At 54.4% G+C, this 16,139-nt stretch carries 18 protein-coding genes, 1 tRNA gene and 1 pseudogene; 9 read left to right on the top strand and 11 right to left on the bottom strand.

The genetic code is table 11. The features are described 5' to 3' along the window. Positions 1–595: 595 nt before the first annotated feature. Both ACWVCN_RS07705 and ACWVCN_RS07700 read left to right on the top strand, forming a co-directional pair. Positions 596–838: pseudogene (locus tag ACWVCN_RS07705) on the top strand (PilZ domain-containing protein); the annotation flags it as partial. Between the two features lie 48 nt (positions 839–886). Next, a complete protein-coding gene (locus ACWVCN_RS07700) occupies positions 887–1,405 on the top strand; it encodes a PilZ domain-containing protein (protein WP_455244982.1) in 519 nt (172 codons plus the stop codon). Here the strand turns inward: ACWVCN_RS07700 and ACWVCN_RS07695 are convergent. The 3 genes from ACWVCN_RS07695 to ACWVCN_RS07685 form a co-directional block, all read right to left on the bottom strand. Further along, a complete protein-coding gene (locus ACWVCN_RS07695; protein ID WP_455244981.1) occupies positions 1,380–2,051 on the bottom strand; it encodes a HEAT repeat domain-containing protein in 672 nt (223 codons plus the stop codon). The genes ACWVCN_RS07700 and ACWVCN_RS07695 overlap by 26 nt on opposite strands. A gap of 149 nt (positions 2,052–2,200) precedes the next feature. After that, complete coding sequence (locus tag ACWVCN_RS07690) at positions 2,201–3,016, bottom strand: Sec-independent protein translocase subunit TatA/TatB (protein WP_455244980.1); 816 nt, start codon at positions 3,014–3,016, stop codon at positions 2,201–2,203. 127 nt (positions 3,017–3,143) lie between these two features. Then, on the bottom strand, positions 3,144–4,343 hold the full coding sequence (locus ACWVCN_RS07685) for a M24 family metallopeptidase (RefSeq protein ID WP_455244979.1): 1,200 nt from the start codon (positions 4,341–4,343) through the stop codon (positions 3,144–3,146). Between the two features lie 86 nt (positions 4,344–4,429). Between ACWVCN_RS07685 and ACWVCN_RS07680 the strand changes: the two genes are divergently transcribed. From ACWVCN_RS07680 to ACWVCN_RS07665, 4 genes are all read left to right on the top strand, one after another. Continuing rightward, positions 4,430–4,900, top strand: a complete 471-nt coding sequence (locus ACWVCN_RS07680; protein ID WP_455244978.1) for a hypothetical protein — start codon at positions 4,430–4,432, stop codon at positions 4,898–4,900. Positions 4,901–5,048: 148 nt separating this feature from the next. Next, entirely contained in the window at positions 5,049–5,495 is a 447-nt protein-coding gene (locus ACWVCN_RS07675; protein WP_455244977.1) for a hypothetical protein, read from the top strand. A gap of 2 nt (positions 5,496–5,497) precedes the next feature. Continuing rightward, on the top strand, positions 5,498–6,244 hold the full coding sequence (locus ACWVCN_RS07670; RefSeq protein ID WP_455244976.1) for a gamma-glutamyl-gamma-aminobutyrate hydrolase family protein: 747 nt from the start codon (positions 5,498–5,500) through the stop codon (positions 6,242–6,244). Positions 6,245–6,365: 121 nt separating this feature from the next. Then, positions 6,366–7,808 carry an amino acid permease gene (locus tag ACWVCN_RS07665; RefSeq protein ID WP_455244975.1) on the top strand — a complete coding sequence of 481 codons (1,443 nt, stop codon included), beginning with the start codon at positions 6,366–6,368 and terminating at the stop codon, positions 7,806–7,808. A gap of 24 nt (positions 7,809–7,832) precedes the next feature. Here the strand turns inward: ACWVCN_RS07665 and ACWVCN_RS07660 are convergent, their stop codons facing one another. From ACWVCN_RS07660 to ACWVCN_RS07630, 7 genes are all read right to left on the bottom strand, one after another. Further along, entirely contained in the window at positions 7,833–8,252 is a 420-nt protein-coding gene (locus ACWVCN_RS07660) for a hypothetical protein (RefSeq protein ID WP_455244974.1), read from the bottom strand. Positions 8,253–8,499: 247 nt separating this feature from the next. Further along, the gene (locus ACWVCN_RS07655) at positions 8,500–9,021 is read right to left on the bottom strand and encodes a phosphate-starvation-inducible PsiE family protein (protein WP_455244973.1); all 522 of its coding nucleotides are present in this window, start codon (positions 9,019–9,021) and stop codon (positions 8,500–8,502) included. Positions 9,022–9,034: 13 nt separating this feature from the next. Further along, positions 9,035–9,421 carry a hypothetical protein gene (locus tag ACWVCN_RS07650; protein WP_455244972.1) on the bottom strand — a complete coding sequence of 129 codons (387 nt, stop codon included), beginning with the start codon at positions 9,419–9,421 and terminating at the stop codon, positions 9,035–9,037. A gap of 24 nt (positions 9,422–9,445) precedes the next feature. Beyond that, entirely contained in the window at positions 9,446–10,573 is a 1,128-nt protein-coding gene (nagZ, locus tag ACWVCN_RS07645) for a beta-N-acetylhexosaminidase (RefSeq protein WP_455244971.1), read from the bottom strand. 1 nt (position 10,574) lies between these two features. Further along, the gene (locus ACWVCN_RS07640; protein WP_455244970.1) at positions 10,575–12,086 is read right to left on the bottom strand and encodes a leucyl aminopeptidase; all 1,512 of its coding nucleotides are present in this window, start codon (positions 12,084–12,086) and stop codon (positions 10,575–10,577) included. 16 nt (positions 12,087–12,102) lie between these two features. Continuing rightward, positions 12,103–12,738 carry a 7-carboxy-7-deazaguanine synthase QueE gene (gene queE / locus ACWVCN_RS07635; protein ID WP_455244969.1) on the bottom strand — a complete coding sequence of 212 codons (636 nt, stop codon included), beginning with the start codon at positions 12,736–12,738 and terminating at the stop codon, positions 12,103–12,105. A gap of 42 nt (positions 12,739–12,780) precedes the next feature. Continuing rightward, positions 12,781–13,470, bottom strand: a complete 690-nt coding sequence (locus tag ACWVCN_RS07630; protein WP_455244968.1) for an HAD family hydrolase — start codon at positions 13,468–13,470, stop codon at positions 12,781–12,783. Between the two features lie 150 nt (positions 13,471–13,620). Here ACWVCN_RS07630 and ACWVCN_RS07625 point away from each other — a divergent pair. The 3 genes from ACWVCN_RS07625 to ACWVCN_RS07615 all read left to right on the top strand — a co-directional run bounded on the left by ACWVCN_RS07625 (position 13,621) and on the right by ACWVCN_RS07615 (position 15,010). Beyond that, positions 13,621–13,704 (top strand) — tRNA-Leu (locus tag ACWVCN_RS07625). Between the two features lie 73 nt (positions 13,705–13,777). Continuing rightward, positions 13,778–14,476 (top strand): response regulator, encoded by a 699-nt coding sequence (locus ACWVCN_RS07620; RefSeq protein WP_455244967.1) that lies wholly within the window; start codon positions 13,778–13,780, stop codon positions 14,474–14,476. A gap of 84 nt (positions 14,477–14,560) precedes the next feature. Further along, a complete protein-coding gene (locus ACWVCN_RS07615; RefSeq protein WP_455244966.1) occupies positions 14,561–15,010 on the top strand; it encodes a hypothetical protein in 450 nt (149 codons plus the stop codon). Between the two features lie 3 nt (positions 15,011–15,013). Here the strand turns inward: ACWVCN_RS07615 and priA are convergent. Next, positions 15,014–16,139, bottom strand: a 1,126-nt coding sequence (gene priA, locus ACWVCN_RS07610) for a replication restart helicase PriA (RefSeq protein WP_455244965.1), incomplete at its 5' end; no start/stop codon positions are given.

Here is a 16,139-nt window from a genome sequence, read left to right as displayed (position 1 = left end):
GTCATTACAGAAGACGCGATCTTGGGGAAACATCCCCCTATAAGAATATTCGAGCAAGACAAGGACGCAAAGACTGCATAAAGCTCAATAATTCCAATAGTTGTGACACTACCGACCGTAAACGGCCCTTGTACTGCGGGGACCGTTTTAGTGTAACTTCCCTTGTACGTGTATGCCGTCCCTCATCCCCTTCTTATCGCCTGTATCTAGATACAATTCGGACTTATTTCTCTTCACCGAAGAGTATCCGGTTTTCCTCGACAAGGAATAATGCTGCGTTATACTTGCGAAGTATCACCAATGTCGAGGGAGGACGTGTGAAATATCCTGTGGCTTCTAGCCTCCGGCACAAGGGCAAGACGATCGAGTTGGACTCCGCGCGGGAGATTATTACCCTCATTGGCCTGAACGGCGAACAGATGGGTAATCTCTCGTGGGATTTCGTCATTGACCAAATCCTGGCTTATCGGAAACCTCCTGTTTCAAAAGAAGCCAGGTCTGAACCCCGCGTCACGCTCTCGTTTCAGGTTAGGTATAAGACTCCGGAAGGACAGCAATTTGAAAGCCGCGCCGGCGGAATCGGAGGGGGGGGCTCTTTATTGAGAGCCAATGTCCCCTTTCCGTCGGAACAAAACTTACAATGGAATTTTCGCTTCCAGAGCGGACCAATGAATGGTTGGCCGCGAAAGGGGTCGTGGCGTGGATCTGCCCGAAAGCTGACCAATACACGTTCAGCCCAGGTATGGGTGTCCGTTTCACCGACATCGCCCCGGAAATCCGGAATCGTGTCTTAGACCTCGTTAAAACCTTGCAGGATGTTGGACAGACGGCGGCCTGAGGAGAGAGGGTTCTGTCCACTAGCACTTCACCTACTTAGGTTTTCGACATGAAATTCTCAATAATCGCCACTCCTGGCCATCAAGGCATGTCCTTAGAGATTGATGAAAGTCATGAAGTGATTATGTTGCATGATCAACAGGGATCTCTCGTTGGCAGCGTCGCCTGGCAAGACGTCATCGAACGGATTCTCTCAAGCGATGACAACAAAAGATTCGCCCATGCACGGGCTCATCAACGAGCACCGCTAGCGATCAAGGTGAAATATACGACACCAGAAGGAAAACAGTTCGACAGTTTGACCGGTGGGATCGGGGGCGGAGGCCTCTTCATTGAAAGCAGTCAGCCGCTGGCTCCAGGGACAGAGCTGGAAGTGGAGTTTTCCCTTCCCGACCGACCATGGGAAAAACACAAGGCAAGCGCGAAGGTTGCTTGGGCTAGAAACAAACCGGAGCGGTTCCTTTTATTTCCCGGGATGGGCATTCAATTTACGGAAATCGATGAACATTCACGGAAGGAATTGATCAATCTCGTGTCCGCCCTCAATCGCTCGCGCGCAACGACCTAAGCTCCGCTCCGATCCAACGCCGTACTCCGACATCGACTTCCTGCTTAATCGCTTTCTCAAGTGTGGCAAGAACCTCAGGGCCACCGACTTTTCCAGCCTGGTAGCCTGCTTCAGCTCTCACTCCTGGTGATGAATCTGACAAGAGCCGATCCCGTATTTCTCGGCTGATGATTGGGTCGGAGGACGCCCCCAATAGTGCCGTCGCCCCTTGGCGCACCCTTTCATCAGGATCGTGAAGGAGAGGAATCAGTTGCTCCTCAATACCGCTGGGGTCGATTTGTAGGAGCGCCTGTACTGCGGAATATCTGATTTCCATATTATCAGCTGAGACCGCCAGGCGTATGATCGGCCTCAATTCATTCGAAGCGGGTTCGATATCACCTATGGCAACAGCCGCGGCTTCTCGTACGCGATCGACAGGGTCCTCCAATGCTTGAGCCAACGCTGCCGCGATTCCATTCGCCGATGAGGGCCCTATGCGCCCGATGGCTCGCGCTGCGGCTGCGCGAACCAGTGGAGAAGGATCACGCAACAACGGCGAGATCGATGAGACTGCTGTCTGGTCACCGATTTTTCCCAGAGCCTCGACAGCGGTTCTCCTGGTCTCCACCTGCTCGTCACGAAGCAATGACATAAGCACCGTCACCGTTCGTTCACGAGAAGGCGAAGGGGATTCTTCGAGGCAACCAGCTAGTATTGAGGAAAGACTTATGAGGGCGAGCGTGAAGGAAGAAGCTGTGAGAACTGGAATTCGAAAAACATTCCGAGAGAACTCTTGGAGCCTCCAGCCCAAGGCTATGCCGGCTTTGGAGGGTCTTCTTGTACCGCCGGCAACTCCTTTGCCGCCTCGATGGACTGTTGAATCTCTTTCTGTGCCGCATCCATCTCAGCCTGAATGGTGCGCATTTCCGGATCGACGGAATTGCGGACATCTGCAACAGCCTGCCGAAAGGTTCGCAAGGCGTCTCCCACCCCTTCGCCGAGACCCTGCATATCATCTGGCGAGACACCTCCAGTTGGCGGAGACGCTTTAGCCTTCAGGGCTGCCTGCTGGGCCTGTACACGAGCCACTGCGTCCTTATTCACAATGGCTGAAGGACGTTTAGCAGCGGGCTTTTGCTGGGCGCTGGGAGGAAGAGGAGGGTACTGCGCGCGCATCATGGGGCTGGGAGCTGCGGCTCGCTCTTCCATGGTGGGCGGTCGCTGCCCTTGCTCTGAGGTCTGAGTCGACGGGCTCGAGCTAACAATAGGCTGGCGTAGCGCCTGCGGCTGTACAGCCATGTTGTGCATCAAAGCTGCCGTTGTTCCTGGCGTTAGCTCCGGACCAGGCGTGTAGGGAGCCGTTGCCTTTGGAGTGGCTGCGACAGCAGCCTGCGAACTCGCAGAAGTAGCCTGGGCCTCCTGGCGAGGAGCTTGACCTTGTGAAGGTTGCATTTCGGCTTCTTGAGCCTGAGCAGCTTCTGGTGGCGGGATATCATGGACCTCTTTCTTAAATCCCTTCAATGCCTTACCGACCCCTTCTCCGATCTGAGGGAGCTTCCCTGCCCCAAATATGATGAGCACGATGGCTAGGATAATAATGAGTTCTGAAAACCCCATTGTTCCAAACATCGCAGAATCCTTTTCGAAATCGAGGGGATGAAGGGCTCTAGAAACCCACTTTCTCCCTTAGTCCAATGACCTCACTCTATAGGCCAGGAGCCTGTACTGTCAAGGAAGAGAAGGAGGCGCAAGGGGCTCAAAGGAGAGGGGACAGCACCTGTTGGAGGGGAAGGCCAAAAACGTGGATATCATGATCCGACACATAGACATCCAATTCGCTCCTGATTCCGAATTCCCCGGGCAAGTAAATTCCCGGCTCTATGGAAAAACACGTGCGTGGCATGAGCCGTCTGGTGTCATGGGTCTCAAGTCCATCGATGTTAGCCCCATTTCCATGCACTTCTTCACCAATAGAATGCCCAGTCCTGTGGAGAAAATTATCACCGTACCCAGCTGCTTCGATAACCGATCGACAGACTGCATCCACTTCGTAGCCGAACGGGGAACTTCCGCCCTTGATCCGCGATCGAACGAATTCCACTGCTGCATCCCGAGCTTGACGAACCAGATCGAACACATCCCTTTGCTTTGCAGGAACCTTTGATCCCGTATAGGCCGTCCATGTGAAGTCGGCATAGACAGACCCGCTCTGCGCCTGCTTTGCCCAGAGATCGATCAGGATCAGATTATCCCGTTCTATCGGAGCCGAGTTCTCCGTCGCTGGCCCATAATGAGGATCTGCGCTGTGTTCGTTCACTGCAACAATCGGGGGACTAGAGGTAACCATTCCTGCCTCATGGATACGGGACAGTATGAATTGCTGAAGTCCAGACTCGTTAAGTCTGCGTCCTTTCTTCACAGCTTCGCTCACGTGGCCAAACGCTTCGTCGACGATTCGACGCAGGGCTGAAGCGGCATATTGGTGCGATTCAAGTTGGCGATCCGTCCACACCGCCTCGAAGCATTGAATGAGATCTGCGGAACTCACCACTTCAATCCCGAAACTCCTGATCAACTCGATGGTACCTGCATCGACTCGCGAGACATAGGGAACGGCATTCAACGGGGAATATTGCATCGCGATTCGGCGGCACCCCTTCAAGAGGCGAGATAGAAGGTGACGCTGTTGCTCCCAAGAGACGTAAAAATCCGGCTCGCCTGGCAATTGATCCAAAATACGGGGCTCGATTCGATGGAGCAGTTTTCGTGGAGTTCCGCTAGTCGGAATCCAATAGTACCAGCGTCTCGTCACATGTACTGTAGGGTCGAGTCGCAACACGCGATACCCGACGGGATCACACAGGCGGAAATCGTAAAACAGCCACCCATCGAGCCCACCCTGTTGGGCTAGAGCCTCTTGGATTCCTCTGACTCTATCTCGCGTTTCCGTCGCCATAGATGAAAATATCTTATCGTTGCCCGATGTGGCGGTCAATGAATCCCCGTCGTGCCAATAGGTAGGCCCATGTTAGAATACATCGCATGTCGCCGGAGCGTTCTGAAGAGACTTCACAATTTCGTATAACCCTGTTCGTCGGACCCCAAACCGTGGAGGGCAAACCCTCCATCCAATACACTGTGTTCAATGTAAAAAAACGTAGCTGGAAGGCTGGAATTCAGGTTGCCGTCGAAATCGACCAGCGCCAAATTGATCGACTTCGCATTTCCAATAGGTTCCCGGAATGGTTGGACGAAGTCATCTCGGCTGTCCCTTCGGAATTCAACGCCGCGAATCGAGAGCGTGCTCTCGAACTCTTCATCCAGGCCATCAGTCGCTGCAAGTTGGAATTATTGTTGCAAGCCGGCATCACTCAAGAAAGTCAATGTCTCCCCTCCGACACATTCGTGGCAGAACTGGATCGAGCTGTCGCAAGCAGGCAAACATACGTGAGGTCCTTTGTTTCTACGGAATTGGACCTCGTACCCAACGATAACTCTTCCACTTCGTTGTAATTCCCCATTCCGGCAGGGGGCTTGCAAGCGAGGGGGTTTGCAAGCGGAGATGAATTTGCTATAACCCCACTGCCATTTGCTGCGTGCGTCGTGCCGAAAGCCCACCCGCTTCGGCGCAGTTTACGTCGTTGAAGAAGGAGGATATCACGTGAATCCATACTCGCCGTCATGTCATTCGGGCCATTGGTCGTCCGGTTTTAAACTGGTCGCGATCTCTATGGTCATCACTCTCTGCGCAATCATGATGGTCCCGCCGGCATGGAGCCAGGAGACCGCACCAATGAGTTCAGAAGGTGGAACCGCTTCAAGCGCCGGAATGGGCCTAGCCGCAGGTCTGTTGACTATTCCCTATGTCGTTTGCAAGGCGGTCTTCGCCATCGGGGGAGGCATCGTCGGGGGACTAACTTATGTTTTTACCGGCGGAAACGAATCCGCCGCGAAAAGCGTCTGGACGACCAGCATGTACGGGACCTACATCATCACACCCGAGCATCTCCAGGGGGATAGACCCATCCGCTTCTTGGGCGTTGCTGATACGGCTGATCAACCTTATCAGGAACCGACCGAACCGCCGTACCAGGAACCCATCCGCTGAGCATGAAACCGATCATCGGCGTGACGCCCGACTTCAACGCCGGTGACCGGAAAGAATGGGGTGGGCGCGAGCCCACCTATTTCTTGCGGGATCGCTACATCCGTGCCGTCGAAGAGCTCGGCGGTGTGCCCCTTATCCTCCCCCTCGTTGCCGATCTCCGAGCCAGACGAAGTCTGTTGACCCACATCGATGGATTATTGCTGACGGGGAGTGGACCAGATTTGGCGCCGGAGCTCTACGGGGAACGTCAACGATATAAATTCAAAGTGATGAGTCAACGGCGTTCGACGTTTGAATTGGAAATGGCGCAAATGGCACGGTCAGCCGACATTCCGCTGCTGGGCATCTGCGGCGGTATGCAAGCGATCAATGTCGCATTTGGTGGAAACCTCTACCAAGACATACCTGCTCAGGTAAACAAACCGCTTTCCCATCGGCAGCAGTCTCCTGCTACAAAACTCAGTCATGAGGTGAAGATCGCAAGGGGCAGTCTACTCCGGAAAATCATGGGGGTCTCAACAATACGGGTCAATAGTTCCCACCACCAATCGGTCAAGGATGTGGCACCCTCGTTAATCATCAGCGCCACCGCCCCTGATGGGATTATCGAGGCGATTGAATCATCCCGTCAAAGTTTTTTGCTCGGGGTCCAGTGGCACCCTGAATTTCTATTCGACAAATATGATCACCATCGACAGCTATTCGAGGCGTTCCTCCGTGCTGCAGGCCGATGTTCCACGAGGACATGACAATAAACTGCCGCATCGAATCTCTGGGCCAGTCCCGAGTACCTGCTATACTTGATCACATATGGGAAACGATGCGCTCGATTCGCAAGCGGTCACATCTCCCCCCATGGTGAGAGGTTCGATGAGCAGACTTTTCTTCCGAACAAAGCCCATCGAACAGATTCTTGCGGATGCGGAGCACCCTACCCATCGCCTTAAAAAGACCCTTACGGCCTGGGATCTGACTTGTCTCGGGATCGGTGCCATTATCGGCACAGGCATCTTCGTGCTCATCGGCACAGCGATCGTTGGTGACGCGCACAGGCCAGGCGCAGGTCCCGGTATCGTTCTTTCGTTCATTCTGTCCGGACTAACATGTGCACTTGCCGCACTGTGCTATGCCGAGATGTCTGCGATGATTCCGGTCGCCGGGAGCGCCTACACGTTTTCCTATGCGACACTCGGAGAATTGCTGGCCTGGCTGACCGGATGGAATCTGATCCTTGAATACGGCGTGGCTTGCGTGGCGGTGGCGATTGGATGGTCAGGGTATTTCAACAATCTCCTGGTGCTCGCGGGCCTCGAACTGCCTCATTGGGCGATCCATCCCCCTGGTGGATCGGATGGGGGAATTGCCAATATTCCTGCCGCCATCATCGTCTTGCTTGTCACCATTATTCTTGTTGTGGGGGTTAAGGAAAGCGCGCGTGCGACTGGCGTCGTCGTTGTGATCAAACTCGCGGTCATACTCTTTTTTATCGGTATCGGCAGCACCTCGGTAAATCCTGAAAATTGGTCCCCTTTCATGCCGCAGGGAATGGCCGGGGTCGGGGCTGCTGCCGCGATAGTGTTTTTCGCGTACATCGGATTCGACGCCGTGACGACCGCCGCTGAAGAGGCAAAAAATCCAAAACGTGACGTTCCTCTCGGCATCATCGCCTCGCTCGGCGTCTGTACACTTCTCTATATATGCGTTGCCGCCGTATTGACTGGCCTTACCCCTGTCTCGCAGATCGACATTCATGCGCCTGTGGCAGAAGCCCTGAGGCTCGCCGGTTTCAAGTGGGGAGCCGCCGTGATTGCCATAGGGGCGGTCGCCGGCATCACCAGCGTGCTCGTGGTCATGATGTTGGGACAGATTCGTGTGTTCTTCGCCATGTCGCGCGACCGGTTGCTGGGTCCTTCATTATCCACGGTGCATCCGCGTTTTGGGACGCCGCACCGTGCTACGATTTTGACCGGAGTGGCGATTGCAACCTTAGCCGCTTTTATTCCCATCGGGGAAGCCGCAGACATGACGAACATTGGAACCTTCTTCGCCTTTGTCCTCGTCTGTATTAGCGTCATCATCTTGCGCTATACGAAGCCGGATCATCCGAGACCGTTCCGTCTCCCCCTCATGCCGCTCGTTCCCATTCTGGGAACCATGGCCTGTTTAGGGCTCATGTGGCAACTTCCTCAACTAACATGGATCAGGTTTGTTGTGTGGACCGTCGTTGGGATTGCGGTTTACGCGGGGTATGGATTCAAGCACAGCAAGTTGTCAGGGCAACCTTCCCAGAGTGCAGCCAGCACTCACTCCTAAGTAATTGACTGATAAGGAAAAGATCTACTGATGTTCGCTTGTTTTACTGCCTGTTGGGGCTTGGGCAGGAGGATTCGATTTACCTTGCTGAGGAGCTGCTTCTGCAACTGGGCTTGGTTGTCCTGCCGGTGAAGTCGCTGCAGTTGCGGGCTTCGGAGGAGCTGGAGGCTTCGGGGGAGCAGGCTTTTCGGGTTTGATCCCTCCTTCCCATGATGGGCCTGAATACATATCGGCCGAAAGCCCCTTGGTCTTCCATTTTGTTTCAAAATCCGCTGCCGCCTTGTTCGGAGTTTCACCGGTTCCCACCACGTCATTCCAAGGGTAGACTTTTGGACCAATCTGGCAACCAGTTTCTGACCGCTTCAGGTACAACGCGATCGGATTCCCCCGATAAGGGCCCAAATAGATATGGACAGACCCCACATATTCCAACAGATTTCCCATCACCACTCCAAGAGAGGGGGCATGATGCCATAAGAGGCTGGAGGCAGGCAAGCGCACCTGGAGGGTCCCCTGCTTCACTAACTTTAATGCAGGCCGTCAGCCTCGCCGAGGCCCACAGCACTTAGGCTTCAGCCGGGGACCTCGAAGAACCTGGCCGCACCGAGGAGCTGACCAACGCTACAAAATCGGATGGTGCTTTGTTTCCTGTCTAAATGCCGGACAGCGGGCCAATGGAGTTGGGTCCGAACTAGGGCAGATTTCTACGAAGAACCGCCTCGGGAACCTCCTCAGGACGTTTGCGGACCATATACACGGCGACAATCAGGATCATGATAACGGTCACATTGAGCCCAACATCCATGAGATATTGGTAGAAGTGCATGTCAGTCATGGGCTGCTGGTGAGACAATTCGGCGCTGGCCGTAAGGATTCTTCTCGTGCAGGCGATGATGCCCACGGCAAGATAGGGTTCGAGTGTGAGAATCTCAGTTTGCAGGAAGCGGACGACGGTCCTGAAGAGCTCTAATAAAATGATGACGAGCAGCAAATCGTTCAGTAACTTCAGGCCAGCGGGTAAAAGCGACGGGCTCCCGGCTTTGGCGAACATCGCTACGAGAAATACGTACCAGGCATGCAAGAAGATCAACATGCCGAGAATAAGGAGGCTGAATCCCGCTGTAGCATACCCAAGCCGGTCGAGCCACTCCATGTAGCCGCACCACCGTTTCATTACTTCGTTTCGGTGAGCTGTCGTGGGATTGCTCGCCATAGGTACATCCTCCTCAGGCATTTCCAGGCGGTGCGTTTTGTTGTGGTCCCGATCCTCTCAGCTGACCGACATTGAGGTCCATCATGGAGTTAGCGGTCAGTGAATGACCGCAGCAGCGAACTTCTTTAAATCCTGCGCCGCCGTCCATAATCATCACACGAAGGCCGCAAGAGTCCGGATAGAGTTTCTTCTCGTCCAGGATGACGGCGGGAGGTAAAGTCCCTTTCTTCCTCCCGATCCGTGACGCCACGTCAGAGACAATATCCTCTTCTGTCAATTCATGATCGCAGCAGATCAGCTTCTCGAACCCCTCTCCACCTCCAATAACCTTAACGACTAATCCACAGGAGTGAGGATGGCGTTTGTGCTCATCGAGAATATCGCCTTTCTTGATCGACACCGTACGACCTCCTGAGATATTGAATTACACGGCCTTTAACGTCGAGAGGCGTTCAAATCTCGCCTTGGTTTGATAGATGTTGTGGAGCAACATCTGATGTGTTCGGCAACCCACAATGAGCTTGGCATCGGAAATGATCGCCGGTCTGTAGGGGAGGAGAAATCGCTCTTTGACCCCCTGAATCCTTGCAACCGATTGATCCAGTCGCTCCGTGGTTATCCTACCAGATGCCACGGCCTTTTCGACCGCCTCGAAGGCTGCGACCTCGAGCTTTCGTTCTTTGCATATGAGTAACACATCGCATCCCGCTTCAATCCCGCGTACTGCCGCATCACCGGGTCCATAGTGGTCCACAATCGCGCGCATTTCGAGATCGTCTGTGAGTACGAGCCCATCGTAGCCAAGCTCACGCCGCAACAGATGTGTAATAACTTCAGGAGACAAGGTCGCAGGCTGCTGGTCGTCCAAGGCTTTATAGAGGACATGAGCTGTCATTATCGAGGCGATACCTGCCGCGACTGCACGTCGAAACGGAGGCAATTCTGTGGCGTTTAAGCGATCTCGAGAAACGACAATAACCGGAAGTTCTTTGTGGGAATCGACGGTTGTATCGCCGTGGCCAGGGAAATGTTTCCCGCAGGCAACGACCTTGTTGTCCTGCAATCCTGCCGCCGTGACCAACCCCAATTCTCCGACGATGTCCGGCGTCGATCCGAATGCCCTATCCCCGATTACCGGATTATCGGGATTACTGTTTACGTCGAGTACCGGCGCCATGTTCATGTTGATGCCAACCGCCTTGAGTTCTTTGGCAATCGTTGCAGCTGCAGCATAGGCCAACTCGCCAGATTTGCAGCGCCCCAGAATTTCACAAGGCGGAAAGATGGTAAAGCTATTAGGCAGGCGCGACACTCGTCCCCCTTCCTGATCAATCGAGATCAAGAGAGGGGAGTTTGGACTGCAGCGCTGGAGGCCATTCGTCAACTCCACGATTTGTTCGACAGATTCAAGGTTCCGGGAAAAGAGGATCACGCCTCCCGGCTTGTATTCCTTGATGAACGAAGCCAATTCATCGGTCACGGTCGTTCCCATGAAACCGACCATGAACAATTGCCCAATCTTCTCTCGCGAGGTCATCTGTGTACGCGCCACGTTAGAGGCTCCGATCGATGAGGTATTGGATCAGCAATCGCGTTCCAATGCCGGTCGGACCTTTCGGAAGATAGGCCCTCTCCCGCTCGCTCCAGTCGGTACTGGCGATATCCAGATGGACCCAGGGACCGTCGCCAGAGAATTTGCTTAAGAACAACGCCGCCGTGATCATGCCGCCCCCGCGGCCGCCGATGTTTCGCATATCGGCCACATCGCTGCGTAATTGTTCGAAATACTCATTCCAGAGAGGCATCTCCCACACCCGTTCGCCTGCTTTTATCCCGGACTTGCGGATTTGCTCTTTAAGTTTGTTATCGGTTCCGAACATACCGATGGCGAATTGTCCAAGGGCCACGACACATGCTCCGGTAAGCGTGGCAATATCCACCAATGCGGCGGGATTGTAGCGTTGTGCATAAGCCAGAGCGTCTGCGAGAATTAATCGACCTTCCGCATCTGTATTCTGCACCTCAACCGTCTTGCCGGAGAGGGTTTTCACGATGTCGCCCGGTTTCATCGCCCGTCCTCCAGGCATGTTTTCCGCCACGGGAAGAATACTGATCAGACGCAATGGAAGCTTCAAGCGTGCCGCAGCCCGTATCGACGCCAGGACTTCTGCGCCACCGGTCATGTCGGCCTTCATATGTTCCATGTTCTCCGAAGGTTTCAGCGAGATGCCGCCGGTATCGAACGTGATCGTTTTTCCGACGAAGACAATCGGCCGCTGATCCTTCTTCTTCGCCCTGTTGTATTCGAGGATGATAAATTTCGGCGCCTCATGGCTTCCACGGGCTACGCCCAGCAGCGCACCCATTCCGAGTTGCTCCATTTCCTTTCGATCGAGAATCTTGATCGTGATGCCGCCGTCTTTCGCAATCGCCTTGGCTTCGCTGGCGATGCGTGTTGGCGTCATGATGTTAGAAGGATGGTTACAAAGATCTCTAACAAATATTGCTGCTTCTGCAGTGTGGATTCCACGTCGAATTCCTTCCGTCACCTGCCGCACTTGGCCTTTCTGTCGGGCCAAGAGAGTCATCTGCCGGACATCGTTCCCCGCTCCGTTATCGGTGCGATAGGCGGTGAACCGGTAGGAGCCGAGGATTGCGCCTTCGACCATAGCCTGTGAAACTTCCGCAAGCGTATGCCCTTTGGGGACAAGAGACGGTGCGGAAACCGTGAATGAACCGGCCTTGGACTGCCGGACTCGTTTGACGGCAGTTCCCAGCGCCTGCCTGATGACGTCGAGCGTCAACTCATTCTTTTTCCCGAGGCCAACGAGCAACAGACGTTTCGCGGCGATTTTCCCCTGTGTGTGATACAGGAACGCTTCACCGGTTTTTCCTTCGAACTCCTTAGAATGCAGGATCTCGCGCAACGTTCCTCCCAGTTGCTTGTCAATGACGGCCCCATCCTGCTTGTTGAGAGGCTCCCCCTCGCTTTGCATGATGACCAGAACCTCCGTTGATTCCTTCTCCATCCTTCCAACTCTGACATCGACGTGCATGATCTTCATGCAGATGCTCCTTTGCCTATACGCCTCGCGTCTCCGGCGCCCAAATGAATTTGTGCAGTTGCAGCTGAAATCTCACCGGGAGTCGATCGGTCAATACCCATTCAGACAATTGGCGTGGTTCTAGAGCGCCAAACACGGGCCCCATGAGCACCGGGCAGCGCGCGGTCAAGTTATAACGTGTAATGACATCTCGTGCCCACTCGTAATCCCTCCGATCAGCCAGCACGAATTTCACCTCGTCCTTGCGCGCCAGTTTATCAAGGTTCAGCCAATGCATTCGGTCCGACATACCGCTGCCCGGACATTTCACGTCAAGGATCAAATGAGCGCGCTGATCCACCGATCCAATATCCAATGCTCCACTTGTCTCGACCAGCACGGTGTGATCCACATCGCACAACCTGCTGATCAAAGACGACGCACCCTCTTGCGCGAGGGGCTCGCCCCCCGTGACCTCGACGAGCCGGCATCCGTAGGATGCGACCTTGTCGAGAATCTCTTCGATCGAAATGTCCTGGCCACCATAAAAGGCGTAATCTGTGTCACACCAATTGCATCGCAACGGACAACCGGTCAGCCTGACAAAGACGCAGGGTTCCCCTGCATAGCTCGACTCGCCTTGGATACTGTGAAAAATTTCCGTCACCCGCATAGTGTCACTGCCGATAAAGTAATCCCGTAATTCCTTGTTCGCCTATCGCCAGAACTGAGTCGGCCATCCCTTCTCTTTCGCAATGCTGGCCATCCCACGAATCGGATTGACCACCACGGGATGTCCCACTGTACTAAGAATTTCAACATCACCAGGACTGTCTCCGTACGCAAAGCTGGCGGAAAGATCGATTTCGAGTTCGGAAGCCATTGCACGAATGAGTCGCACTTTCCCTTCGCCATAAGGCAGGGGGTCAAGAACCCGGCCGGTATAGAGCCCCTCCACTTGTTCTAATGTGGCGGCAAGGCAATGATCGACTTGCAGTGTGGCGGCAATCGGTTCGATCAGAAAATCCAACGATCCTGTCACCAAGAAAATCTTATGGCCAGCCTTTCGATGTTCTTCAATCCTACGCATGCCCTCCGCAGCCACCAATGGACAGAGTGCTTCACGGCAAAATTCCTCGCCAAGAGGCTTGATTACCTGTGCCGGCTTGCCCGCGAGGTAAACTTTGTATTCCCTGAGTGGTTGAAGGGAAAGCGGCGGGACGCGCCGGAGCAGCCGCCAGATGCTTGACCGCGCTTCAGTCCATCCGACAATGCCCCGCCGCCAGAGCGATCGGAAGAATCGCACTTCGCTGGATTCACCAGGCAACAGAGTGTTGTCCAGGTCGAAAACCGCCGCGATATTGGTGCGAGTTCGAGAGAGGATCGGCGCTTTTGTAGGAATCATGAGGCGATCGTTCCGCGACCTTGCGGCACTTGGCACTCAGGGCTGCATGGTGGAGTGAGAGGCTGATTCTACCGAACGGCCCGTCGATTGACAAGAATTTTGGCCTACTTCTATAATGGCATTCCCTTACCAGTTTCGCCTACGGAAGATGCCGAAGTGGTGGAATGGCAGACACGCACGTTTGAGGGGCGTGTGGCGCAAGCCGTGCGGGTTCAAGTCCCGCCTTCGGCACCACACTTGGCCGTTCGGATGCTTATCCAACGGACCAGGCAGGCTAATTATGTTGTAAATATAGAACGAGGCGAACATGATCGTCACATCTGAAGTTTCTACTCAATCCCCTCATTTCGTGAAGCCGGCCAAATCTCGAAAGATTCGACTTCTCCTGGTTGACGATCATGAAGTGGTTCGTGTTGGACTTCGAACTGTCCTGCACAATAATCAGGGCATTACCATAGTCGGAGAAGCAGCGACTAAGGCCGAGGCCGTGAGAGAGGCAACTAGGCTCCATCCAGACGTTGTCTTGATGGACGTCCGGCTTCCCGATGGATCCGGCGTGGAAGCGTGTCGGGAGATTCTATCGGTGACGCCAGACTCACGTGTGATTTTTCTCACGTCATACACCGATGACGATTCTGCACTGGCGGCCGCTCTGGTTGGCGCACACGGTTACCTATTGAAGGAGATTGATTCGGCAGCATTGATTCGAGCCATCTGCAGTGTTTCAACTGGTCGATCGATGCTGGATCCCGACGTCACGCAGCGTGCACTTACCTGGATGAAGACGGTTCCGAACGCAGAGGGCTTTGCACGAAGCTTATCGCTCTCCCCTCAGGAAGAACGCGTATTGGCCCTGGTCGCAGAGGGCTTGACCAATAAGGAAATTGCCTCGTCTTTGAACTTGAGCGACAAGACTGTAAAAAACTATTTGGCGAACACGTTTCAAAAGTTGCACATTTCTCGGAGAGCTCAAGCTGCGGCTTTTTTTGTGAGACGCCGGGCTTGAAGCACGCACCTTGCGTCTTCAGCCCGAAGAGGGCTTCGTGCGCCTGTCGACACACACAATACACGGCAGAGAATCTCTTCATAGATGCCCTTAACCTGGACACTACAATTGAATGCGGTGTTGGGTAGTATTGTCGTAGCGATCGGGGCGATGCTGGCATGGGATAGACTGCCCGCCTCCGGTGCCGCAGGGGTAATGGTGGTGGCAGCGGCTTTTCTCCTTTGGCGAGGTCGCACCATCTGTCGAGTGTGGGCTTGGTCCACCCTCCTGCTCGGTGTCGAAAGTTTCGCCTGGCCCGTTATCACGATGGCAAAGATTCGATCGGTAACGGTTCAACCTACGGATGAGGAGTTGGGTAGAATCTTGTCCGCCGTGCTGATGGGCCTGTTTTCAGCAGTGTTCTGGATGGCCTTTTCCTATGGTCTGTTTAAGCGTGTCAGAGCTCAAGAAGGACCGCCGGAATCTCAAGTGATGAAGAAATCTTCCCCCACTGCTCAACCATTCCCATCGCCAAGGCGACGTAAGAAGCGGTGACCATCACCACATCTCCAATGGATCCACATCCACATCGAATTTCACCGCTTTGCTCGGATAGATTCGTTCAAATTCCTTAATCGTGGCGCGCACGACTTCAACGGCTGTTGTTTTGGATTGCGACTTGACGAGTATCTGACGACGGTACCGCCGTCTCATTCTCGGAATAGGGGCAGGGATGGGGCCTAAAACGACAAGTCCGGTGGCTGGTTCTGACACCTTCTCAGTCCTCGCTCCATTCCGACTCGAAGCCAGCCTTGCTGCCTCGCCATTCAACTTTTCCACCCATTCCATGGCGGCTCTGTCGACGGTCGCTTCTTGAGGACCGGACACGTGCAAAATCGTCAAAGACATGACCGGTGGGTATCCTAGAAGAGTTCGCTGCGACAACTCTTCTGACCGGAAGAGGGCCTCATCCCTCTGTACCAATGCCTGGATGGCATGGTGAGAGGGTAGGAATGTTTGCAGGACGGCACGGCCTCCTTCCACGGCCGGCTGTGCGAAATTTGTTGCGTCGCACAAGAGGTGAAATGTGCGCTCCGCGGCACGGAAGTCCGGAAGACTCAACCCTGCATCTGCTTGAACCACCGCGGCAAGTCCGACACTTGGGACAACACCCTCTCGCAACACCAATTGAGTACCGACAAGAACGTCCCAATGCTCCTCCTCGATGAAACGCCAGAGCTCGGCAGCCTCTCTGGTCTTCCTGGTAGTTTCCCCGTCAACTCGAAGCACCTTCGCATTGGGAAATAGTCGGCGTACATCGTTCTCAACCCGTTCCGTCCCCTCTCCGATGAGTTGAAGGCCTGGACCGAAACAAGAGGGACAGACGTCAGGAATCGGCCTTGCCAGGCCGCAGTAGGCACAACGAAGCGTCCCATTGTCCCGGTAGTAGGCAAGAGCGACCTCACAAGATGGACAACGGGGGATCTGTCCACAGTCTCTGCAAATCACGGCTCCGGCAAAACCTTTACGATTAAGAAACAGCAGAGCTCTTGATCCTCTTCCGAGGGTATCCCGTATGGCATCCACTAGCGGAGGGCTCAGGGTCCTGTCACGACCGTAGTGGCGAAGATCTATGAGCTCGACATCTGGAGCCCCCACCTGCCATGGTGGACGCACCATGACG

The organism is Petrachloros mirabilis (assembly GCF_975968855.1).
This window is presented reverse-complemented; position numbering and strand designations above follow the sequence as displayed.